This is a genomic window from Pseudomonas sp. NPDC089752 (assembly GCF_044748725.1).
Classification (GTDB): domain Bacteria; phylum Pseudomonadota; class Gammaproteobacteria; order Pseudomonadales; family Pseudomonadaceae; genus Aquipseudomonas.
Genome location: NZ_JBIVGP010000005.1, coordinates 240833 through 262155, shown reverse-complemented (window position 1 = coordinate 262155; position 21323 = coordinate 240833). Strand labels below are relative to the sequence as shown.

21 protein-coding genes are annotated in these 21323 nt (G+C 64.7%); 13 read left to right on the top strand and 8 right to left on the bottom strand.

Annotation, left to right across the window (positions count from 1 at the left end; genetic code table 11):
• Positions 1 to 214 precede the first annotated feature (214 nt).
• From ACIPZF_RS10555 to ACIPZF_RS10545, 3 genes are all read left to right on the top strand, one after another.
• On the top strand, positions 215 to 1867 hold the full coding sequence (locus tag ACIPZF_RS10555; protein ID WP_400798625.1) for an acyl-CoA dehydrogenase family protein: 1653 nt from the start codon (positions 215 to 217) through the stop codon (positions 1865 to 1867).
• Positions 1868 to 1985: 118 nt separating this feature from the next.
• A complete protein-coding gene (gene amn, locus ACIPZF_RS10550; RefSeq protein ID WP_400798623.1) occupies positions 1986 to 3449 on the top strand; it encodes an AMP nucleosidase in 1464 nt (487 codons plus the stop codon).
• A 6-nt stretch (positions 3450 to 3455) separates the two neighbouring features.
• On the top strand, positions 3456 to 4088 hold the full coding sequence (locus ACIPZF_RS10545; RefSeq protein ID WP_400798620.1) for a pseudouridine synthase: 633 nt from the start codon (positions 3456 to 3458) through the stop codon (positions 4086 to 4088).
• A 4-nt stretch (positions 4089 to 4092) separates the two neighbouring features.
• On the opposite strand, the gene ACIPZF_RS10540 is transcribed toward ACIPZF_RS10545, so the two are convergent.
• Positions 4093 to 4296 carry a DUF2788 domain-containing protein gene (locus ACIPZF_RS10540; protein ID WP_400798618.1) on the bottom strand — a complete coding sequence of 68 codons (204 nt, stop codon included), beginning with the start codon at positions 4294 to 4296 and terminating at the stop codon, positions 4093 to 4095.
• A 19-nt stretch (positions 4297 to 4315) separates the two neighbouring features.
• The gene (locus tag ACIPZF_RS10535) at positions 4316 to 4792 is read right to left on the bottom strand and encodes an Lrp/AsnC family transcriptional regulator (RefSeq protein WP_125462492.1); all 477 of its coding nucleotides are present in this window, start codon (positions 4790 to 4792) and stop codon (positions 4316 to 4318) included.
• 396 nt (positions 4793 to 5188) lie between these two features.
• Between ACIPZF_RS10535 and ACIPZF_RS10530 the strand changes: the two genes are divergently transcribed.
• A complete protein-coding gene (locus tag ACIPZF_RS10530) occupies positions 5189 to 5920 on the top strand; it encodes a DUF6515 family protein (RefSeq protein WP_400798617.1) in 732 nt (243 codons plus the stop codon).
• 126 nt (positions 5921 to 6046) lie between these two features.
• On the opposite strand, the gene ACIPZF_RS10525 is transcribed toward ACIPZF_RS10530, so the two are convergent.
• Together ACIPZF_RS10525 and ACIPZF_RS10520 are read right to left on the bottom strand one after the other, a co-directional pair.
• Complete coding sequence (locus ACIPZF_RS10525; RefSeq protein WP_400798615.1) at positions 6047 to 6916, bottom strand: cation diffusion facilitator family transporter; 870 nt, start codon at positions 6914 to 6916, stop codon at positions 6047 to 6049.
• Between the two features lie 25 nt (positions 6917 to 6941).
• On the bottom strand, positions 6942 to 7361 hold the full coding sequence (locus ACIPZF_RS10520; RefSeq protein ID WP_400798613.1) for a polyribonucleotide nucleotidyltransferase: 420 nt from the start codon (positions 7359 to 7361) through the stop codon (positions 6942 to 6944).
• Positions 7362 to 7478: 117 nt separating this feature from the next.
• On the opposite strand from ACIPZF_RS10520, the gene hrpB reads away from it, so the two are divergent.
• Positions 7479 to 10007, top strand: a complete 2529-nt coding sequence (hrpB, locus tag ACIPZF_RS10515; protein WP_400798611.1) for an ATP-dependent helicase HrpB — start codon at positions 7479 to 7481, stop codon at positions 10005 to 10007.
• A gap of 4 nt (positions 10008 to 10011) precedes the next feature.
• On the opposite strand, the gene ACIPZF_RS10510 is transcribed toward hrpB, so the two are convergent.
• On the bottom strand, positions 10012 to 10683 hold the full coding sequence (locus ACIPZF_RS10510) for a YciC family protein (protein ID WP_400798609.1): 672 nt from the start codon (positions 10681 to 10683) through the stop codon (positions 10012 to 10014).
• Between the two features lie 156 nt (positions 10684 to 10839).
• Between ACIPZF_RS10510 and ACIPZF_RS10505 the strand changes: the two genes are divergently transcribed.
• From ACIPZF_RS10505 to ACIPZF_RS10490, 4 genes are all read left to right on the top strand, one after another.
• Positions 10840 to 11598 carry a DUF2076 domain-containing protein gene (locus tag ACIPZF_RS10505; RefSeq protein WP_400798606.1) on the top strand — a complete coding sequence of 253 codons (759 nt, stop codon included), beginning with the start codon at positions 10840 to 10842 and terminating at the stop codon, positions 11596 to 11598.
• Between the two features lie 66 nt (positions 11599 to 11664).
• Positions 11665 to 12144, top strand: coding sequence for an NYN domain-containing protein (locus ACIPZF_RS10500; RefSeq protein ID WP_400798603.1), 480 nt, complete (start codon positions 11665 to 11667; stop codon positions 12142 to 12144).
• 232 nt (positions 12145 to 12376) lie between these two features.
• On the top strand, positions 12377 to 13297 hold the full coding sequence (yedA, locus tag ACIPZF_RS10495; RefSeq protein ID WP_400798601.1) for a drug/metabolite exporter YedA: 921 nt from the start codon (positions 12377 to 12379) through the stop codon (positions 13295 to 13297).
• Positions 13298 to 13352: 55 nt separating this feature from the next.
• Positions 13353 to 14672, top strand: coding sequence for a DEAD/DEAH box helicase (locus ACIPZF_RS10490; RefSeq protein ID WP_400798598.1), 1320 nt, complete (start codon positions 13353 to 13355; stop codon positions 14670 to 14672).
• Between the two features lie 126 nt (positions 14673 to 14798).
• Here the strand turns inward: ACIPZF_RS10490 and ACIPZF_RS10485 are convergent, their stop codons facing one another.
• The gene (locus tag ACIPZF_RS10485; RefSeq protein ID WP_400798595.1) at positions 14799 to 16040 is read right to left on the bottom strand and encodes a TIGR03862 family flavoprotein; all 1242 of its coding nucleotides are present in this window, start codon (positions 16038 to 16040) and stop codon (positions 14799 to 14801) included.
• Between the two features lie 148 nt (positions 16041 to 16188).
• The gene (locus ACIPZF_RS10480; protein WP_400798593.1) at positions 16189 to 17103 is read right to left on the bottom strand and encodes a histone deacetylase; all 915 of its coding nucleotides are present in this window, start codon (positions 17101 to 17103) and stop codon (positions 16189 to 16191) included.
• 113 nt (positions 17104 to 17216) lie between these two features.
• Here ACIPZF_RS10480 and ACIPZF_RS10475 point away from each other — a divergent pair, with 113 nt between their 5' ends.
• The 4 genes from ACIPZF_RS10475 to ACIPZF_RS10460 all read left to right on the top strand — a co-directional run bounded on the left by ACIPZF_RS10475 (position 17217) and on the right by ACIPZF_RS10460 (position 20561).
• Positions 17217 to 17789 carry a GNAT family N-acetyltransferase gene (locus ACIPZF_RS10475; protein ID WP_400798590.1) on the top strand — a complete coding sequence of 191 codons (573 nt, stop codon included), beginning with the start codon at positions 17217 to 17219 and terminating at the stop codon, positions 17787 to 17789.
• A 144-nt stretch (positions 17790 to 17933) separates the two neighbouring features.
• Positions 17934 to 18803 carry an acyl-CoA thioesterase II gene (tesB, locus tag ACIPZF_RS10470; RefSeq protein ID WP_400798587.1) on the top strand — a complete coding sequence of 290 codons (870 nt, stop codon included), beginning with the start codon at positions 17934 to 17936 and terminating at the stop codon, positions 18801 to 18803.
• Positions 18800 to 19390 carry an HAD family hydrolase gene (locus ACIPZF_RS10465; RefSeq protein WP_400798584.1) on the top strand — a complete coding sequence of 197 codons (591 nt, stop codon included), beginning with the start codon at positions 18800 to 18802 and terminating at the stop codon, positions 19388 to 19390. The genes tesB and ACIPZF_RS10465 overlap by 4 nt, the downstream gene beginning before the upstream one ends.
• A gap of 160 nt (positions 19391 to 19550) precedes the next feature.
• Positions 19551 to 20561 carry an NAD(P)-dependent alcohol dehydrogenase gene (locus tag ACIPZF_RS10460; protein ID WP_400798581.1) on the top strand — a complete coding sequence of 337 codons (1011 nt, stop codon included), beginning with the start codon at positions 19551 to 19553 and terminating at the stop codon, positions 20559 to 20561.
• 26 nt (positions 20562 to 20587) lie between these two features.
• Here the strand turns inward: ACIPZF_RS10460 and ACIPZF_RS10455 are convergent, their stop codons facing one another.
• On the bottom strand, positions 20588 to 21286 hold the full coding sequence (locus ACIPZF_RS10455; RefSeq protein ID WP_400798578.1) for a FadR/GntR family transcriptional regulator: 699 nt from the start codon (positions 21284 to 21286) through the stop codon (positions 20588 to 20590).
• Positions 21287 to 21323: the final 37 nt, after the last annotated feature.

The following is a 21323-nucleotide window of genomic DNA, read 5'->3' as shown; positions in this document are numbered from 1 at the left end:
ATGGCCTGACTGGAACGGTACGTTGCAACAAATGTAGGAGCGGATTCATCCGCGATGCGCCGTGCGGGCGGCGCTCGATATGCGCACCACCATCAAACTCAAGACATGCGCCCCCAATCCCACCCACACCTTTAGTCACTTTCGTCACTTTGCGCTATCCATAGATGGTGCTTCACTGGACCTCTCAGCCCTACCCGGCCCCCAGGAGCTCCCGATGAACCTGCACCAGTACGCTGAAACCCACGAAGTCACCAACCAGCCGCCGTCACTCGACGGCGCCAACCTGTACCGCCTCGATCTGCCTTTACAGGAATGGTCACGGCGTTTCGGGGCCGGTTGGGCCGAGTCGCGGATCGACGCTTATGGTGCCCTGGCCGGTGGGCCGCTGATGGCCGCGGGTTTTCTCGCCAACGCGCACAAGCCCGAATTCAGCAGCCACGACCGTTACGGCCACCGCATCGACCTGGTTGAATTCCACCCCGCTTACCACGAACTGATGCGCACGGCCGTCGAACACGGCCTGCCCTCGTTGCCCTGGGCCGAGCCACGCCCTGGCGCACACGTGGCCCGGGCGTCGATGACCTACCTGCACAGCCAGGCCGAAGCCGGCACCGGCTGCCCACTGACCATGACCTTTGCCGCCGTCCCTGCGCTCAGGCTCCAGCCCGACCTGGCCGAATACTGGCTGCCGAAGATCCTCGCCCGCGAGTACGACCCGCGCAATGTCGGCGACCGGCACAAGGCTGGGGTCACCATCGGCATGGCCATGACCGAAAAACAGGGCGGCACCGACGTGCGCGCCAACACTACCCGCGCCTATCCGGTAGGCAGCCCCGGGCCAGGCGAGGCCTATGAGCTGGTCGGGCACAAGTGGTTCTGCTCGGCGCCGATGTGCGATGCCTTCCTCACCCTGGCGCAGACCGAAAAGGGCCTGAGCTGCTTCCTGCTGCCGCGCCATCGTCCGGATGACAACCGCAACCAGTTCTATATCCAGCGCCTGAAAAACAAGCTCGGCAACAGCTCCAACGCGTCCAGCGAAGTAGAGTTCCGCGGCGCCCTGGCCTGGATGGTCGGTGAGGAGGGCCGGGGCGTGCCGACCATCATCGAGATGGTGGCGATGACCCGTTTCGACTGCATGGTTGGCTCCAGCGCCTTGATGCGCCAGGCGTTGACCCAGGCCGCCCACCACTGCGCATATCGCAAGGTCGGTGGCCGGGTGCTGAACGAACAGCCGCTGATGCAGAACGTGCTGGCCGACCTGGCCCTGGAAAGCGAGGCGGCGCTGGCCTTGAGCCTGCGCATGGGCCAGGCCCTGGAGCAACTCGACGACCCGCAACAGGCGCACTTCGCCCGGCTGGTCACGGCGGTGGGCAAGTACTGGATCTGCAAGCGTGCCCCGGCCATGATCAACGAGGCCGCCGAGTGCCTGGGCGGCGCCGGGTATGTCGAAGACAGCATCCTGCCGCGGCTGTACCGCGAGGCGCCGGTCAACTCTACCTGGGAAGGCTCAGGCAACGTGCAGTGCCTGGATGTGCTGCGGGCCCTGTCCAAGGAGCCGGGCGTGCTCGATGCGCTGTTCACCGAACTGGGCGATGGCCACGGCGATCCTCGCCTGGCCGCGCACATCGGCAATCTCAAGGGGGCGTTCGCCGACACCAGCGACATCCAATACCGCGCCCGTCAGCTGACCGAAGACATCGCCTTGGCCCTGCAGGCCAAACTGCTGCTCGAAGCGGGTAACGCTGCGGTCAGCGACGCGTTCATCGGCAGCCGCCTGGCAGGCGGCGGGCGTGTGTACGGTGCGTTGCCACGTGGCGCCGACGTCGCGGCGTTGATGTCGAGAGCGACACCTGCCTGGCCGTCCTGAGTTGCCCTTTTCGCGGGGCAAGCCCGCTCCCACAGAGTCAGCGCTGATCGATGGAGGTGTTTTTAGCGGCGAAGGCAGGCAAGATGGCTGACATGCATGTCCAGACAGGAAGCACAGTGTGAGCCACGCCTTTGTAGTCGTTGATACTCCCGAACAGGCCGTCGACCGTCTGGCGGCCTTGCATGAACAGGCCACTGGCGCCCTCAGCCAGGCCCTCAAGCGGTACTTGAAAGACCGTACCGAACCGGACGCCGACGAGCGCGCCGTGTACCGCTACCCGGCATTGCGCCTGACCTACTACAGCCACGGCGAAGTCGCAGCCACTACCCGCGCCTACGCCAAGGTGCAGGTGGCCGGCACCTACAGCGTCACCGTTACCCAACCGGCGGCATTTCGTGGCTACCTGCTCGAGCAGTTGCGCCCGTTGATGCACGACTACACGGTGACCGTCGAAGTCGGCGTCAGCGAACAGAACATTCCGTATCCCTACGTCGTTGACCAGGGCGATGAGCTGGCCGGCAGCGGCATCACCGCCGCCGAGCTGGCGCGGGTGTTCCCCAGCACCGACCTGTCGGCCGCCACCGACGACATCGCCGACGGCCTGTGCGACTGGGGCAGCGCCGAAACCCTGCCGCTGGCGCTGTTCGATGCCGCCCGCGTGGACTTCTCGCTGCGCCGCCTGGTGCACTACACCGGCAGCGACTGGCGCCATGTTCAGCCATGGATTCTGCTGACCAACTACCACCGGTACGTTGACCAGTTCATCAGCCACGGCCTAGAGATGCTGCGTGAAGACCCGCGCTTCGTGCGCATGGTGCTGCCGGGCAACGTGTCGATCGAAAAAGGCATGGACCACGGCGAAGCGCAGGCTTTGGTCGCCAGCGTGGTCTGGCACCGCTACCAGATGCCGGCCTACCACCTGATCGCCGCCGATGGCGACGGGGTTACCCTGGTCAACATCGGTGTCGGCCCGTCCAACGCCAAGAACATCACCGACCACCTGGCCGTGCTGCGCCCGCACTGCTGGCTGATGATCGGCCACTGTGGCGGCCTGCGTCAGTCGCAGACCATCGGTGACTACGTGCTGGCCCACGCCTACATGCGCCGGGACGGCATCCTCGACCGCGTGGTGCCGCCCAACATCCCTATCCCGGCGCTGGCCGAAGTGCAGCTGGCGCTGCAAGAGGCGGCGGCGCAGGTTACCGGCGAACGTGGCGAGGAGCTGAAAAAGCGCCTGCGCACCGGCACCGTGCTGACCTACGACGACCGCAACTGGGAGCTGCGCTGGGCCCAGGAGCGTCCGTTGATCAACCTGTCGCGCGCCGTGGCGGTGGACATGGAAAGCGGCACCATCGCCGCCCAGGGCTATCGCCTGCGGGTGCCGTACGGCACCTTGCTGTGCGTGTCCGACAAGCCGCTGCACAGCGAGATCAAGCTGCCGGGCTCGGCCAACGCCTTCTACAACCGTGCGGTCAGCCAGCACCTGAACATCGGCATTGCCGCTCTCGACCTGCTGCGCACCGAGCTCAATTCGCTGCACTCGCGTAAACTGCGCAGCTTCGATGAGCCGCCGTTCCGCTGAGGATCCATGCCACTGCCACCCCGCTCCAAGCCGCGCCGCCCCCAGGCGCGGCCTGCCTCCGGCCCCCGTCGCCAGCCCAAGGCGCCGCCGGCCGAGCCGCGCCTGATCCTGTTCAACAAACCGTTCGATGTGCTGACCCAGTTCAGCGACGGCGAGGGGCGCGCGACGCTCAAGGACTACATCGACATCCCTGGTATCTACCCGGCCGGGCGGTTGGACCGTGACAGCGAAGGGTTGCTGCTGCTGACCAATGACGGGAGTTTGCAGGCGCGCATTGCCGACCCCAAGCACAAGTTGGCGAAAACCTATTGGGTGCAGGTGGAGGGCGAACCGAGCGATGAGCAGTTGCAGCGGCTGCGTGAGGGCGTCGAACTCAATGACGGCCCGACGCTGCCGGCCGAAGCGCGGCGTCTCGATGAGCCGGCGCTATGGCCACGCAACCCGCCGGTACGCTTTCGCAAGAGCGTGCCTACGAGCTGGCTCGAACTGGTGATTCGCGAAGGGCGTAACCGCCAGGTGCGACGCATGACGGCGGCAGTGGGGCTGCCGACCTTGCGCCTGGTGCGGGTGAAGATTGGCGATTGGGCGCTGGATGGCCTGGAGCAGGGGTGCTGGCGCGAGGTGGCGGCGAAACTCTGAAGGATCAAACCCCTTCAAGAAACCCCACCACCACGCTCTTGATGATGAAAGCCAGCACCCCGAGCCCCAGCACGAAGAACAGGATCATCGTGCCGAAGCGCCCGGCCTTGGACTTTTTCGCCAGGTCCCAGACGATGAAGCCCATGAAACCGATCAACACGGTGACCAGGACGATCATCATCCATTCTTCGAATACGGCAGGATCCATCGGTGTTCTCCAGGCTGGCTCAGCGAAGGTGGGTCAACGGCAACTCGGTACTCGCCAGCACCTGGTTGAGCACGAAGCTCGAACGCACGCTGGTGACGCCGTCGATACGGGTCAGGCTGCCTAGCAGCAATTTCTGGTAGTGGTCCATGTCCGGCACCACCACTTTCAGCTGGTAGTCGGCATCCATGCCCGTCACCAGGCTGCATTCGAGCACTTGCGGCAGGTTGCGGATGGCCGCCTCGAAGGTCTCGAAGCGCTCGGGCGTGTGCCGGTCCATGCCGATCAACACATAAGCGGTCAGGCTCAGGCCCAGTTTTTTCCGATCGAGCAGGGCGACCTGGCGCGAGATATAGCCGTCGTCCTCCAGTTGCTTGACCCGACGCGAGCACGGCGACGGCGACAGGCCGATGCGTTCGGCCAGCTCCTGGTTGGAGATGCGCGCATCGCGCTGCAATTCGGCGAGGATGCTCAGGTCGTAGCGGTCAAGCTTGCTCATGGAAAAGGCCTTTTCTGTTCAGATTGCGGTGAATTATCAATCCAGGGTTAAAAATTGCGCAAGCTCTATTTATCTGAGCAATCTTCGCAATCCTCTGCTGGCGCCGCACCGGTATCTTTATCCACAGAATCACTGCTCGGACATCAGTCCACGGCGACGCGCCCTAGGCGGGCGGTCGCGGCCAACCATCCAACAGGGATGCGCCAGGCCCCCGGGCTACACACCTTCCAGAAGACGGTGTGAGGTGAGCCGGCGCCACAAGTGCCGAGCACGGACGACAATTCTTAAAGGGAGGCCCGACGGCCTCCCTTTTTTCATGTCCGCGATTTCATCTGGCTAGCCGCCACGGGCGCGGTAGACTGGCGGCGTGCCATTTTCTTTATCGTGAGGAACATCATGAAGTCGCGCATCTGGCAGTTGGCAGGTGTCTGTTTGCTGGGCGTCAGCCTGAGTGCCCTTGCCCAGGGCCCGGACGAAGGGCATGGCGGCCGCCCGCTCAATTCGCGCGATGAGGTGCGCCAGACCGAGCCCGCGCGCCAGGGCTATTACCAGGACATCCCCCGGCGCAACGGCGATTGGCAGGGGCGCCCGGATGGCCATGGCAATGGTTGGGGGCCGGGGCCGCAGTATCGGCCAGGGCACAGCGTTGATCACTTCCCTGAGCGCTATTGGAAGGTGCCGTACCGGGGTGAAGACTACTTTTATTCCGGTGGTTACTGGTACCGCCCCCATGGCGGCAGCTATATCGTCGTGACCCCGCCCTATGGCGTGCGGGTCGACTATCTGCCGTCTTACGCACGTGAGATGTGGGTAGGTGGCGCATTGTTCTTCCTGGTTGCAGACACCTACTACCAGTACCTGGCTGACAGCCGGCAATACGTGGTGGTCAGCCCGCCCCCGGTCGCACCCGCACCGACAAGCAATGCTTACGATGTGGTGGCCTACCCAATGAATGGGCAGGGGCAGCAACAGCAGGATCAAGACAGGTATCAGTGCCACCGCTGGGCGGTCAGCCAATCCGGGTTCGACCCGGCGACCGCGCCCTATGCCCCGCCTGGCAACGTGGCAGATACTTACCGCCGAGCCCTTGGGGCCTGTTTCAGTGGCCGCGGTTACAGCATCAACTGATGCGGAAATTCGAATAGGTCGTTCACTGTGGGAGCGGCTTCAGCCGCGAACACCGGCTAAGCCGGTGCCATCCACCGCGTCGCTCGCTTCGCGGCTGAAGCCGCTCCCACGGGGATGTGTGCAGTGTTAGACCGGGTCGGCATGCACCATCACATCCGCCTGTGGATAACGCTGGCGGATCACCTGGGAAGCCTGCACACACAGGGCGTGTGCATCATGCAGTGGCAACTGACCAGGCAGTTCCAGGTGCAGCTGAACGAACCACTGGTTGCCCGATACCCTCGTGCGCAAGTCATGCACGCCCTTCACCCCAGGAATGCCGAGCACCAGCTCGGCCATGCCCTCGCCAATCTCGCCGGGCAATTCCTTGTCCATCAGGATCGCCGTGCTTTCCCGGGCGATCTGCAATGCGCTCCAGAGGATGTACAGGGCGATGCCCAGGCCGAACAGCGCATCCAGCTGCGGCCAGCCAAAACGGGCCAGCAGCAGGGCCAGCAGGATGCTGGCATTGAGCAGCAGGTCGGAGCGGTAGTGCAGCGAGTCGGCGCGTACCGCGGTTGAACCGGTCGCGCGGATGACCTTGCGTTGCAGCGCCAGCAGGGCGAGGGTCAGCACCAGCGACAGCAGCATCACGCCGATGCCGATGGCGGTATCCCCCAGCGGCTGTGGCGATTGCAGACGCTCGGCTGCCTGTACCCCGATCAGTACAGCGCTCACCCCGATGAACAACGCCTGCGCCATGCCCGCCAATGCCTCGGCTTTGCCGTGGCCGAAGCGATGGTCGTCGTCGGCGGGGCGCAACGCATAGTGCACCGCGAGCAGGTTGAGAAACGATGCGACCGCATCCAGCGCCGAGTCGGTCAGCCCGGCCAGCAGGCTGACCGAGCCGCTGAGCCACCAGCCCACGGCCTTGCTGAGCACCAGAATACTGGCGACCGCCAATGAGGCGCGCGTGGCCAGCCGTAACAGGCGTTGATGCTCAGCTGAGGTGGTCATCCTTGAGGAGGTTTCCTTATGACGATCAGGCCGCCGGAATCATGCCGAACGACGCCAGCTGCTCCACGCTGCCGCGATGCTGGATCAGGCGCGGGTCGTCCAGCGGCAGACGCTGGCCCAATTCGCTTTCGAGAATAGCCTGCAGCTTGAGGTTGTCGACCTTGCCGTCGGGTGTGACGGCTTCGCGCAGTTTTTCCGGCGCAACCTGCGCGGTGGTGCCGCCGGGGTAGTAAATGGCACCGGTGGCGAAGTCGACGCCAAAGGCGATCAAACCGGGGATCACGTAGAACAGAATGCCGATGGCGTCGAGGGCGACGATGACCGGGTCGACCTTGCCTTCGATCTGCCCACGGCGGTCAGGGTAGAACAGCGTGCCACAGGCCGTCAGCTGGGTCAGCAGGGTGGCGATGAGGGCGCCACCGATGACGCGGGATGGGATGCGCATGTGAATCTCCGAAAAAGGTGTACCGCAGGGTGGGCGAAACGCCAGCACCTGATGCTAAGACCATGATAGAGCAGGCTGGGTTCGCCGTTATACTCGCCTCACTGTTCGAGGACCACCATGATTTCTTTACCAATCGATGCCGTTTTGCCGGCCTTGCGCCAGGCCCTGGAAAACCATGACGAGGCCGTGCTCGAAGCACCGCCCGGTGCCGGCAAGACCACCCGCGTGCCGCTGGCGCTGCTGAATGAACCGTGGCTCGCCGGGCAGACCATCCTGATGCTCGAACCGCGACGGCTGGCCGCGCGGGCGGCAGCTGAACGGCTGGCTAGCGAGCTGGGTGAAAAGGTCGGCGAAACCGTGGGCTATCGCATTCGCCTGGAAAGTAAGGTAGGACCCAGGACCCGCATCGAAGTGGTCACCGAAGGCATCCTCACCCGCCGCCTGCAAGCTGACCCCGCGCTCGAAGGCGTGGGCTTGCTGATCTTCGATGAGTATCACGAGCGTAGCCTCGACGCCGACCTGGCGCTGGCGCTGAGCCTCAATGGCCGTGAACTGCTGCGCGACGATCCGCCGCTGAAAATCCTGCTGATGTCTGCCACCCTCGAAGGCGAGCGTCTGTCGCGCCTGCTCGACGACGCCCCAGTGGTCAGCAGTGAAGGCCGCATGCACCCGGTGGACATTCAATGGGGCCGGCCTTTCCAGCCCGGCGAGTTCATCGAGCCACGGGTCGTGGACAGCGTGCTCCAGGCCTTGGCCGATCAGCCCGGCAGCGTACTGGTGTTCCTGCCAGGCCAGGCCGAGATCCGCAGGGTCAATCAAAGCCTGCAGGAAGCGCTGGGTGAACGCCCCGACATCCTGCTGTGCCCATTGCACGGCGAGCTCGACCTCAATGCCCAGCGCGCCGCCATCGACCCGGCGCCCAAAGGCCTGCGCAAAGTGGTGCTGGCGACCAACATCGCCGAAACCAGCCTGACCATCGACGGCGTGCGCGTGGTGATCGATGCCGGCCTTGCCCGGGTGCCGCGCTTCGACCCCGGCAGTGGCATGACGCGCCTGGATACCCAGCGTATCTCCCGCGCCAGCGCCACCCAGCGCGCAGGCCGTGCCGGCCGGCTGGAGCCTGGCGTGTGCTACCGCCTGTGGTCCGAGGCCCAGCACGACCAGCTGGCCGCACATGGCAGCGCCGAAGTCCTTCAAGCCGACCTCGCCGGCCTGGCCCTGCAGCTTGGCCGTTGGGGCGTGACGCCGGATCAGCTGCGCTGGCTGGACCAACCGCCCGCCGCCGCGTTCTCCCAGGCCCAGGACCTGCTGGCGCGGCTCGGTGCGTTCAAACCGGGTAGCCGCGACAATCTCAGCGAGCACGGCCAGGCCATGGCCGAGCTGCCCGCACATCCTCGCATCGCCCATCTGCTGCTGCGCGGCCAGGACCTGGGCCTGGCCGCGATGGCCTGTGATGTCGCCGCCTTGCTCGGCGAGCGTGATCTTCGGCGCGGTGGCGGCGCCGATTTGCATAGCCGGCTGGCATTGCTCAGTGGTGAGAGCAAGGCCAGCCGTGGCGGCCAGGGCGGTGTGCAGCGTGCTCGGCAACTGGCCCGCCAATACCGTGGCCTGCTGCGTGGCAAAGCGGGGGCAGCGGTGGCCGACCCCGATCACCCACGCTGGCTCGGTGCTTTGCTGGCGCTGGCCTATCCCGACCGGGTTGCCCAACAGCGTCGCGAGGGCAGCGCCGAATACCGTCTGGCCAATGGCCGCGCCGCCTTGTTCGCCGAGGTCGATGCGCTGATGAAATGCCCATGGCTGGTCATCGCCGACCTGGGCAGCCGCCAGGGCCAGCGCGAAGAGCGTATCTACCTGGCGGCCGAGTTTGATCCAGCGTTGCTTGACGATGTACTGGCCGAGCAAGTCGAGCGGGTCGACATCCTCGATTGGGACGAGCGTGAGCAGGTGTTGCGGGCCGAGCGCCAGATCAAGGTCGGCGAACTGGTGCTCAGCCGCGAACCGCTGCCTGACCTGGATGATGAGGCTCGCGCCAAGGCGCTGATCGGCCTGGTGCGGCGCAAAGGCCTGAACCTGCTGACCTGGACGCCAGAACTGCGGCAATGGCAGGCGAGGGTGGCGCTGCTGCGTCACTTGGATCTGGTTAAAGATGGGCAGAGCGAATGGCCTGATCTAGGGGACGAGGCGCTGCTGGCCAGCCTCGAAGACTGGTTGCAGCCGTACCTTGGCAAGGTGTCGCGCCTGAGCCACTTCGCCGCCCTCGACCTGTCCTCGATACTGCGCAACCTGCTGCCCTGGCCGCTACCCCAGCGCCTGGATGAATGGGCGCCTGCGCACCTGGCCGTGCCGTCCGGCTCGAATATCCGTCTGGACTACAGCGAAACCCCACCGATTCTCGCCGTGCGCTTGCAGGAGTTGTTTGGCCTGGCCGATACGCCGCGCATTGCTCAGGGTCGTCAGCAGGTCAAGTTGCACCTGTTGTCGCCAGCACGCCGGCCAGTACAGGTGACCCAGGATCTGGCCAACTTCTGGCGCACTACCTATGCCGAGGTGAAGAAGGATCTTAAGGGGCGCTATCCGAAGCATTACTGGCCGGACGACCCGCTCGTGGCCGAAGCCACGGCGCGGGCCAAACCGCGCGGCACCTGAAGTTTCAGTCAGCCTGCGTGGCGTTGCCAGCTTCGCCTTCCAGCAGCATGAACAGGCGGTACAGCACCACCGTGCTGAACAGCTGCAGGAAGCCGCTCAGGCTGGCCAAGGCCAGATCAACCGCTGGCGTCGGCTCGGGGAAAGCCATCATCAGCAGCCCGTCAATCAGCCAAAGCGGTGCCAGCACGCTGAACACGCAGATCATGATGCGCATGAAGTGCCCGGTGGTCATGCGTGCGCTTTCGCGCATCGATTGCACCACTGGCAGGCCGCGCAGCACCAGCAGATATTCGGCGAACACCAGGTTGATCATGATCCATATGCCAGGAAACACCAGCAGGGTCAGGCCGAACACGATCAGCAGCGAGCTGATCAGAATCAGCAGGGCCAGTTGTGGCCACAGCTGCACGGCGCGGGCGAGCAGGTCGCGCCGAGGGGTGTCCTGACCTCTGCTGCGGGTGTCGAGGTAGAGGATCAGCGCCGCGCTGTAGAGGGGGTAGAACAGCAAGCTGACCAGCATGCTGTAGGCGGCGGAGGCTTGATCGCCAATCTGCCCGTACAGCAGTTGGGTGACCAGAGCTTCGAGCACCACCAATGGCAGGCACAGTGGGATGATGCTCACCAGGTGGCGGCGGAAGAAGTAAAAGGAGTCGCGCAGAACGCTCAGCGGATTCATCAGTCAACATCGCATGGCAGTAAAAGCAGGGGCCTAACTTTAGCCTAGAGCGGTAACTTGCTGAAAAAAGTTTCACCACGGCGGTGATTGAATCCGCCGCGCGCGCGCCCCATCTTTGGCTGGTCCGATGTCCCGCTTGCCTACGAGGTAGCCCAAATGAACACCGATGAACAAACCCTGATCGATGGCCTGTTCGGCCGCATCAAGCAAGCCGAAGACCCAAGCCAGCCACGCGATGCGCAGGCACAGGCACGGATCGAGGAGCATCTGCGCCAGCAGCCGGCCGCGCCTTACTACATGGCCCAGGCCATTCTGGTGCAGGAAGCTGCGCTCAAACAGCTGGACGAGCAGAACAAGCAGCTGGAGGCCGAACTCAAGCAGGCTCGCGCCCAGGCGCAAGCGGCCCCGGCCAGCAGTGGCAACAGCGGGGGTGGCTTCTTGTCGAGCATCTTTGGCGGGGGTTCGCGCACCCCGGAACCGGCTGCGCAACCGCAGCGCTCGAACACGCCGGTGGCTTCCGGCGGCGGCTGGCGTGAGCCAAGCGCCCCGGGCTTCTCCCGGCCGCAGGCGCAGATGCAGCAGCAACAGCCTGGTTTCGGCGCCGCGCCGGCCCGTGGCGGCGCCAGCAGCTTCCTCGGTGGGGCGATGCAGACCGCTGCCGGTGTGGCGGGTGGCGTGCTGCTGGCGCAAGGCATCAGCAGTATGTTCAACCACGATTCGCCGCCTGAAGAAGTCGCCGAGGTGGCCAAGGAAGAGCCGGCGCCGGCCAGCGACACGGGTGGCTGGAACGACCAGGGCGGGCAGGAGCACGTGGCTGACAACGGTGGCTGGAGCGATGATCAGGGCGGTTTCGCCGACACCGACTACGGCAACGATGACGGCGGCTTCTTCTCGGACGACGACACCTTCGTCTGATCGCTCTGGCATACTGCAGGCATTTACAGGGGCGCCCATGCGCCCCTTTTCAGCCGAGGGTATGTAGTGAAGAAAATCGCGCTGTTCGCCGATGTGCAGAACCTCTACTACACGGTGCGCCAGGCCCACGGCTGCCATTTCAACTACTCAGCCCTGTGGAATGAGGTCAGCCGCGAAGGCGAGATCGTCGAAGCGGTGGCTTACGCCATCGACCGGGGTGACAGCAAGCAGCAGCAGTTTCAGCAGATCCTGCGCAACCTCGGTTTCGAGGTGCGCCTCAAACCCTACATTCAGCGCAGCGATGGCTCGGCCAAAGGGGATTGGGACGTGGGCATCACCCTTGATGTGATCGACGCTGCCAGCCGGGTCGATCAGGTGGTGCTGGCTTCCGGGGATGGTGATTTCGACCTGCTGCTGGAGCGGGTGATCCAGCGTCATGGCGCCGAGGCCGTGGTGTATGGCGTGCCTGGGTTGACTGCCATGTCGCTGATCCGGGCGGCGAGCCGGTATGTGCCGATTGAGGGGCGGTTGTTGCTCAAGCATTGAGCGCTTGTCGTTGGGTTCTGTTTTGACGCTGAGATCGAGCGCCGCCTGCGCGGCGCATCGCGGCTGAAGCCGCTCCCACAAATATCGCGCAACTTGTTAAATTTTGAGCAAGACAGTTGCTCTCACAAGTCGTGCAAATTGTGCCGCTCATTTAATCCTGTTTTGTAACTGATGTTTACAGGGCGTTCTCGCTAGAATCCGTCGACCGTAAATGGATTTCGAGTGTTCTGCCATGCCCGCTTCTCGTCGCTTCCCGTTATTGTTGATTGGCGCCTTCCTGGCCCTGTATCTGGTCTGGGGCTCCACCTATCTGTTCATTCGCATCGGCGTCGAGTCCTGGCCGCCAATGCTGATGGCCGGGGTGCGCTTCGTCATCGCCGGCGGTCTGCTCTACGGGTTCCTGCGCTGGCGTGGCGTGCCGGCGCCGACCTGGCCGCAATGGCGTGCGGCGGGGGCGATCGGCTTTCTGTTGCTCAGTTGCGGCAACGGCGGTGTGACGGTGGCCGAGCATGCCGGCGTGGCCTCCGGAGTCGCGGCGCTGGCGGTGGCCACGGTGCCGCTGTTCACCCTGGTCTTCGGGCTGTTGTTCGGCCATCGCAATTCGCGACTGGAGTGGGCAGGCATCCTGCTTGGCCTGATCGGCATCGGCCTGCTCAACCTCGGCTCGAACCTGCAGGCCAGCCCAATCGGCGCCGCGCTGATTCTGTTTGCCGCTGCGGCGTGGGCTTTTGGCTCGGTCTGGAGCAAGAGCCTGCCTTTACCTCAAGGCCCCATGGCCAGCGCTGCCGAAATGCTGGTGGGCGGTGCGGTATTGCTGCTGGGCAGCGCGCTGTCGGGCGAGCGCATGACGCAGATGCCGACCGCGGCAGGCTGGGGCGCGCTGGCTTATCTGGTGTTGTTTGGCTCGATCCTGGCCTTCAGTGCCTACATGTACCTGCTGAAAAATGTGCGCCCGGCCGCAGCCACCAGCTATGCCTACGTCAACCCGGCTGTTGCGGTTTTACTGGGCATCGTCTTTGCCGGTGAGCAGATTGGAGCGGAGGAATGCCTGGCGATGGCGGTGATCATCGGTGCGGTGGTGCTGATCGGCCTGCCGCAATGGCGCAGGCCGGCAGCGCCCGCGCAACCGCTCGAGGGCGAAATCTGCAAGTAGGCTGGGGTGTTGCGGTAAACTTGCCGCCTTCGCTGAACCCCCTGACGGTATTGCCATGAATTTCGCCAAACTCGGCCTGATCGAACCCTTGCTGCGCACCTTGCAGCAGCTGGACTACACCACCCCGACCCCGGTCCAGGCCCAGGCCATTCCCGCGGTGCTGGCCGGCCGCGACCTGATGGCCGCCGCCCAGACCGGCACCGGCAAGACCGCCGGCTTCGCCCTGCCGGTGCTGCAGCGCCTGGCCCTGGAGGGGGAAAAAGTGGCCAGCAACTCGATCCGCGCGCTGGTGCTGGTGCCGACCCGCGAACTGGCCGAGCAGGTGCACAACAACGTGCGCGAGTACGCCGAGAATTTGCCGTTGAGCACTTACGCGGTGTACGGCGGCGTCAGCATCAACCCGCAGATGATGCGCCTGCGCCGGGGTGTCGACCTGCTGGTGGCCACCCCGGGCCGGTTGCTCGACCTGTTCCGCCAGAACGCGGTGAAGTTCAACCAGGTACAAACGCTGGTGCTCGACGAAGCCGACCGCATGCTCGACCTGGGCTTTGCCGAAGAGCTGCAATCGGTGTACGCGGCGCTGCCGCGCAAACGGCAGACGCTGCTGTTCTCGGCCACCTTTTCCGAGCAGATCCGCATGCTCGCCGGGCTGGCGCTGAACGACCCGCTGAGCATCGAAGTCAGCCCGCGCAATGCTGCCGCCACCACGGTCAAGCAGTGGCTGGTGCCGGTGGACAAGAAGCGCAAGGCCGACCTGTTCTGCCACTTGCTGCGCAAGCAGCGCTGGTCGCAGGTACTGGTGTTCGCCAAGACCCGCAACGGCGTCGACCAGTTGGTGGAACGGCTGTTGGGCGAGGGCGTGAATGCCGATGGCATTCACGGTGACCGTCCGCAGGCCACGCGCCAGCGGGCGCTGGACAGCTTCAAGGCCCGTGAGATCCAGGTGCTGGTGGCCACCGATGTAGCCGCTCGCGGCCTGGATATCGACGACCTGCCGTTGGTGGTCAACCTCGACCTGCCGATCGTTGCCGAGGATTACGTGCACCGTATCGGCCGCACCGGCCGTGCCGGCAACAAGGGTGAGGCGATCTCACTGGTGTGTGCGGATGAGGTGCAGATGCTTTCGGCAATCGAGACGCTGATCCGCCAGACCTTGCCGCGCCATGAAGAGCCGGACTTCATTCCCGATCACCGGGTGCCGATGACAGATGCCAGTGGCCAGGTGATCAAGAAGCCGAAAAAGCCCAAGAAGCCGAAAGAGAACAGCGCCAAGCGTGGGTTGGGGCGCTGGATGGACAGTGGCGACGAGGCGCCGGTCAAGGCGGTGCGCAAAGTGCCGAGTTTCAATACTGGGCCGAAAAAGCGTAAGCCCTGAGATTGTTGGGGCCGCTTTGCGGCCCATTCGCGGGGCAAGCCCGCTCCCACATTGGGAAGGCTTGCGCTGTACTTGTGGGAGCGGGCTTGCCCCGCGAATGGGCTGCGAAGCAGCCCCAGCGTTCCGTCACGCAGACCGCGCCAGCCAATCCGCCGCCGCCCGCCCAGCGCGAAGCCCGCTGGCAAAGCACGCCGTCAACAGATAGCCCCCAGTCGGCGCCTCCCAATCCAGCATCTCGCCGGCACAGAACACCCCCGGCATGCCCTTGATCATCAACCCTTCATCCAGCCCCTCGAACCGCACGCCCCCCGCACTGCTGATCGCCTCATCCAGCGGCCGGGTGCGCACCAGCGTGATTGGCAACGCCTTGATAGCCCTCGCCAGTGAATCAACGTCGGCAAAGGTCGCCTGATCCGTCAGCTCACGCAACAACGCCGCCTTCACCCCATCGATACCCAACTGGCTGTGCAGATGCTTGGCCATCGACCGCGAACCACGTGGCTTGGCCAAAGCCTGTGCAATCTTGTCCACAGGCTTGTCCGGCAGCAGGTCGAGCAGCAGCGTGGCCTTCCCGTCGCGGTTGATCGCTTCGCGCAACTGCGCCGACCAGGCATACACCAGGCTGCCTTCGACACCCTGGGCGGTGAGAATGAATTCACCTTTACGCGGCGCGCTGCCAGGCACGCTGAGGGCGATATTCTTCAGCGGTGCACCGGCGAACTTGTCCTTGAGCAGCGCACTCCAGCCCGCCACTTCAAACCCACAGTTGCTCGCTTGCAACGGTGAGATATCCACAGCCCGCCCAGCCAGCAACGGCTGCCAGGCGCCGTCGGAGCCCAGTCTGGCCCAGCTGCCACCGCCCAGGGCGAGCACGACAACGTCAGCCTTCACTTGCATCTCGCCCTGTGGATAAGCGATCCGCAAGGTGCTATCGGCATCCCATCCAAGCCAGCGGTGCCGGGTGTGGATAACTACGCCGCTGTCGCGCAGGCGCTTGAGCCAGGCGCGCAGCAAGGGCGCGGCTTTCATGTCGGTAGGGAATACACGGCCCGAGGTGCCGACGAAGGTTTCGATACCCAGGCCGTGGATCCATTGGCGCAGGGCGTCGGCATCGAAATCGCGCAGCAACCCGTCGATTTCGCCTTGGCGCTCGGCATAGCGCCCCACGAACTGTGGATAAGCTTCCGAGTGGGTGATGTTCATGCCGCCAACACCCGCCAGCAGGAACTTGCGGCCCACCGAAGGCATGGCGTCGAACACTTGAACGGCCAAGCCTCGCTGGGCCAGTGCTTCGGCCGCCATCAAACCAGCGGGGCCGCCGCCGATGACGACGGCGAGGGGAGGGGATGCGGGGTGCAGATCGGACATGGCGGGCGACAGGCTGTGGAAAAGTGACGCATTCTAGCGCAGCCGGGCCTGCAGAAGCACTGAACAAAAAATGATCAGTACTCTGTAGGCCACGGGTGCTGTGGTCTACAGAAGCTTTCACTCAGGTTATCCACAAGCGGTTCCACAGTCATTGTGAACAACTGATGACCTTCGCCGCGCTGTGGTGGAGGATGCCGTGGCGCCGGGCCAGGGCTTCGCGGTCCTTGCTATAGCCCCCACCGATCACGCCGACCACCGGAATATCCCGGCCCAGGCAATGGCGCATGACAAGTTCGTCGCGCGCAGCCAGGCCGGCATCGGTCAGTTGCAGGTAGCCCAGGGCATCGTCCTTGTGCACATCGACACCGGCGTCGTACAGCACCAGATCGGGTTGGTACAGCGGCAGCAGGTAATTGAGCGCATCTTCCACCACCTTCAGGTAGGCCGCGTCGCCCATGCCGCGCGGCAAGGGAATGTCCCAGTCACTGTGGGCCTTGCGGGCCGGGAAGTTCTGCTCGCAGTGCAACGACACGGTAATGGCGTCCGGAGTGTCCTGCAGGATGCGCGCGGTGCCGTCGCCCTGGTGCACGTCGCAGTCGAAGATCAGCACCCGATGCACGCGGCCGGCTTCCAGCAGGTAGCGGCTGATCACCGCCAGGTCGTTGAAGATGCAGAAGCCGGCCGGATGGTCATAGTGGGCGTGGTGGGTGCCGCCGGCCAGATGGCAGGCCAGGCCATGCTGCAGGGCCATTTCGGCGGTCAGCAACGAGCCGCCCACCGCGCGCACGGTGCGCCGGGCCAGTGCCTCGCTCCAGGGCAGGCCCAGGCGGCGCTGGTCCTCGCGTGACAGGTCGCCGTTCATGTAGCGCTCGATGTAGCTGCGGTCATGGGCGAGGGCGAGGATGTCGTTGGGGCAGATGTCCGGCCGCAACAGGGCCTGGTCGGTGGTCAGCCCGCTGTCGACCAGGTGGTCGCGCAGCAGGCGGAACTTGTCCATCGGGAAGCGATGCTCCGGCGGGAATTCCGGGCTGTAGTCATCGTGGTAGATCAGCGGCAACGGCATGGTGAGTTCGCATTCAAGGCCAGCGCTGATCTTGCCAGCAGTTGGCGTGTGGGTAAAAGTTTGCGCCGCGCCTACGCTTTAAACTGCAGCACAGTGAAACCGGAGCACATCTCATGACTCTTATCCGCGAACTGGAAAGCGCCCGCCTGGTGCTGCGCCAATGGCACGACGACGACTTGCGCGAATTCGCCGCCATGTGTGCTGATCCGCATGTCATGCGCTACTTCCCGGCACCCATGACCCGCGTGGAGGCGGCGGCGCTGATTGGCAGGGTCCGCGGGCATTTCAACGAATACGGCTTTGGCCTGTGGGCCCTGGAACGCAAGGACAGCGGCGCCTTCATTGGCATGACCGGCCTGCTCAATGTCAACTTCGCGGCGCCGTTCGCCCCTGCCGTGGAAATCGGCTGGCGCCTGGCTCGGCGCCACTGGGGGCTGGGGTTTGCCAGCGAGGCGGCGTGGACCTGTTTGCGGTGTGCTTTCGCCCAATTGCGCCTGGAAGAGGTGGTGTCGTTCACTAGCGAAAGTAACCTGCCGTCGCAGAAAGTCATGCAGGCCATCGGCATGGTCCAGGACCTGCAAGGCAGTTTCGAACACCCGCGCCTGCCCACTGGCCACCCGCTGCGCCCCCACGTGCTGTACCGCATCGACCGCGCCCACTGGGAGCAGACCTTACGCACTGAATGAGCGGCCATGCGCGGCGCCAATGACAAACCCTGTATCATTCGCCTACCCCTGCCAGGTGCTCAGCGAAAAATGTTCAGCGCCTGTGAAATCGAGCGCCGCGAGGCGGCGCATCGCGAGCAAGGCTCGCTCCTACGGAGAACCCCGATGAGTCATGTGTTGGACGACCTGGTCGACCTGTTGAGCCTCGAATCGATCGAGGAGAACCTGTTCCGTGGGCGCAGCCAGGACCTGGGCTTCCGCCAGCTGTACGGTGGCCAGGTGCTGGGCCAGTCACTGTCGGCCGCCAGCCAGACGGTCGAAGACGCGCGCCATGTGCATTCGCTGCACGGCTACTTCCTGCGCCCCGGCGATGCCAGCCTGCCGGTGGTCTACTCCGTCGACCGCGTGCGCGATGGCGGCAGTTTCAGCACCCGGCGCGTGACGGCCATCCAGAAGGGCCAGCCGATCTTCACCTGCAGCGCGTCGTTCCAATACGACGAGGAAGGTTTCGAGCATCAGGCGCAGATGCCTGACGTGGTCGGCCCGGAAAACCTGCCCACCGAGGTCGAGCTGGCTCGCGCCATGGCCGACCAGCTGCCCGAGCGCATCCGTGACAAGGTGCTGTGCGCCAAGCCGATCGAGATCCGCCCGGTGACCGAGCGCGACCCGTTCAACCCCAAGCCCGGCGACCCGGTGAAATACGCCTGGTTCCGCGCCGACGGCAACCTGCCGGACATCCCGGCCCTGCACAAATACCTGCTGGCCTACGCCTCCGACTTCGGCCTGCTGACCACCTCGCTGCAGCCCCATGGCAAGTCGGTGTGGCAGCGCGACATGCAGATTGCCAGCCTCGACCATTCGCTGTGGTTCCATGCCAACCTGCGCGCCGACGACTGGCTGCTGTACGCCACCGACAGCCCCTGGGCCGGTAATGCCCGTGGCTTCTGCCGCGGCAGCATCTACAACCGCGCCGGGCAACTGGTGGCGTCCTCCACTCAGGAAGGCTTGATCCGCCACCGCAAGGACTGGGCATGAGCCTGGCCGATATCCGCAACTGGGTGTTCGACATGGACGGCACCCTGACCGTGGCGGTGCATGATTTCGCTGCCATCCGCGAGGCGCTGGATATTCCGCAGGAGGATGACATCCTCACCCACCTGGCAGCGCTGCCGGCGGCGGAGGCGGCCGCCAAGCATGCCTGGCTGCTGGAGCACGAACGCGATTTAGCTGTGGCCTCGACCGCAGCCACCGGCGCGGTGGAGCTGGTGCGCGAGCTGGCCGAACGCGGTTGCCGGCTGGGCATCCTGACCCGCAATGCGCGGGAGTTGGCGCATGTCACCCTGGAGGCGATCGGCCTGGCGGACTGCTTTGCCGTCGAGCACATCCTTGGGCGTGACGAAGCGGCGCCCAAGCCCAGCCCCGATGGCCTGCTGAAGATCGCCAGCGCCTGGGGCGTGGCGCCGAGCGAGCTGGTGATGGTCGGTGATTACCGGTTCGATCTCGATTGCGGGCGAGCGGCGGGGGCGCGGACAGTGCTGGTGAATTTGCCGGATAATCCGTGGCCGGAACTGGTGGACTGGCATGCGGCGGATTGCCGGGCATTGCGGGTGTTGCTGGGCTGAATCTCAGGTAGTCAGTACCGGCCTCTTCGCGGGCAAGCCCGCTCCCACAGGTCAAACTCCATCAGCAAGATGGGTGAAACCCTGTGGGAGCGGGCTTGCCCGCGAAGAGGCCGGTACTGTCTATGCTGAACCCCAATCTTTCCCGAATGGAGTACCAGCCATGACCCATAAGGCCATCTATGTAAAACCCGGTGGCGGCTACGACAAGGTCGAAGTCGGCACCTGCGAGGCCGCAGCACCGCAGGCCGGCGAGATCACCGTGCGCCTGCACGCCAGCTCCCTCAACTACCACGACTTCGCTGTGGTCAGCGGTATGTGGGGGCCGAGTGAGCGGCGTATTCCCATGGCCGATGGCGCCGGTGAAGTGCTCGCGATCGGCGCGGGCGTCAGTGAATTCAAGGTCGGCGATCACGTGGTCAGTACCTTCTTCCCAAGCTGGCTCGATGGCCAAGCGCTGGTCGAAGGCTTCGCCAGCGTGCCCGGCGACGGCATCGACGGCTACGCCCGCGAGCAGGTAACCGCCCGCGCCACCGCCTTCACCCTGGCGCCCAAAGGTTACAGCCATGCCGAAGCCGCGACCCTGACCACCGCTGGCCTTACCGCCTGGCGCGCGCTGATGAGCGACGACCACCTCAAGCCCGGCGATACCGTGCTGGTGCAAGGCACGGGTGGCGTGTCGATCTTCGCGTTGCAGTTCGCCAAGCTGGCAGGGGCCACCGTGATCGCCACCTCATCCAGCGATGCCAAGCTCGAACGCCTCAAAGCCCTTGGCGCCGATCACCTGATCAATTACAAGCGCACTCCCGCCTGGGGCGAGAAGGTGCGTGAGCTTACTGACAACCGCGGCGTCGATCATGTGATCGAAGTGGGCGGCCCGGCGACCCTGGAACAGTCGATGATTGCCGCCAGGATCGGTGGGCATATTTCGCTGATCGGCATCCTAACGGGTGTTGCCGGGCAATTGCCGCTGGTGCAGGCGCTGGTGCGGCAGATCCGCCTGCAGGGCGTGCTGGTGGGCAGCCGCGCGCAGCAGCAGGCAATGGTCCGAGCGATCGATGCCAACGGCTTGCGGCCGGTGGTGGACAAACATTTCGAGTTGGAGCAGATCGTCGAAGCGTTCCGCTACCAGGAGAGCAACCGGCATTTCGGCAAGATCTGCCTGACCTGGTAATCCTCAAATGGGCTGCAAAGCAGCCCCTAGTCCGGCAACAACCGATCCCGGCTATTGGACAGGTGAATGCAGATCGCCGCCCGCGCCGCATCCGGGTCTTGCCGGCGGATGGCATTGAGAATCGCCTCATGCTCCAGATTGGCCAGGTACGCATGCCGGGCCAGGTTTGACCCCGCGCGTTCGGCGATGGCCATGCGGTTGCGCGGGATCAGGCCATTGCCCAGCTGCGCCATCATCTCGCTGAAATACAGGTTGCCAGTGGCCTCGGCGATCAGCAGATGAAAGCGTCGGTCGGCTTCGATGCAGCTGTCACCGGCGGCGGCCAGGTCCTGGTAGTCGTCCAGCGCCTGGCGCATGCGGGCCAGCTGCTGGTCGCTGCGGCGCACGGCGGCGAGCGCGGCGGCCTGGCCTTCCAGGCCGATGCGCAATTCGAGCAGATCGCGCACGCTCGCGGCATTCTCCGCCCCCACCCGTAAGCGCGCCTGGCCCTGGCGCTCGATCACGAAGGTGCCAATGCCGTGGCGCGGTTCGACCAGGCCCGAGGCCTGCAATTTCGACAGCGCCTCACGAACCACGGTGCGGCTGACGCCATGCTCACGCACGAGAGTGTTTTCCGACGGCAGCTTGTCCCCCGGTTTGAAAGTGCCCAGCAGGATCTGCTGGGTCAGGCTCGACACCAAGTCATGCGCGCGGCTGTGGCTGCGTTTGGTGGTTGCTTGAGTCATGGGCCTGCTCCGTGAGTGCTTGTACGACAAGTTAATC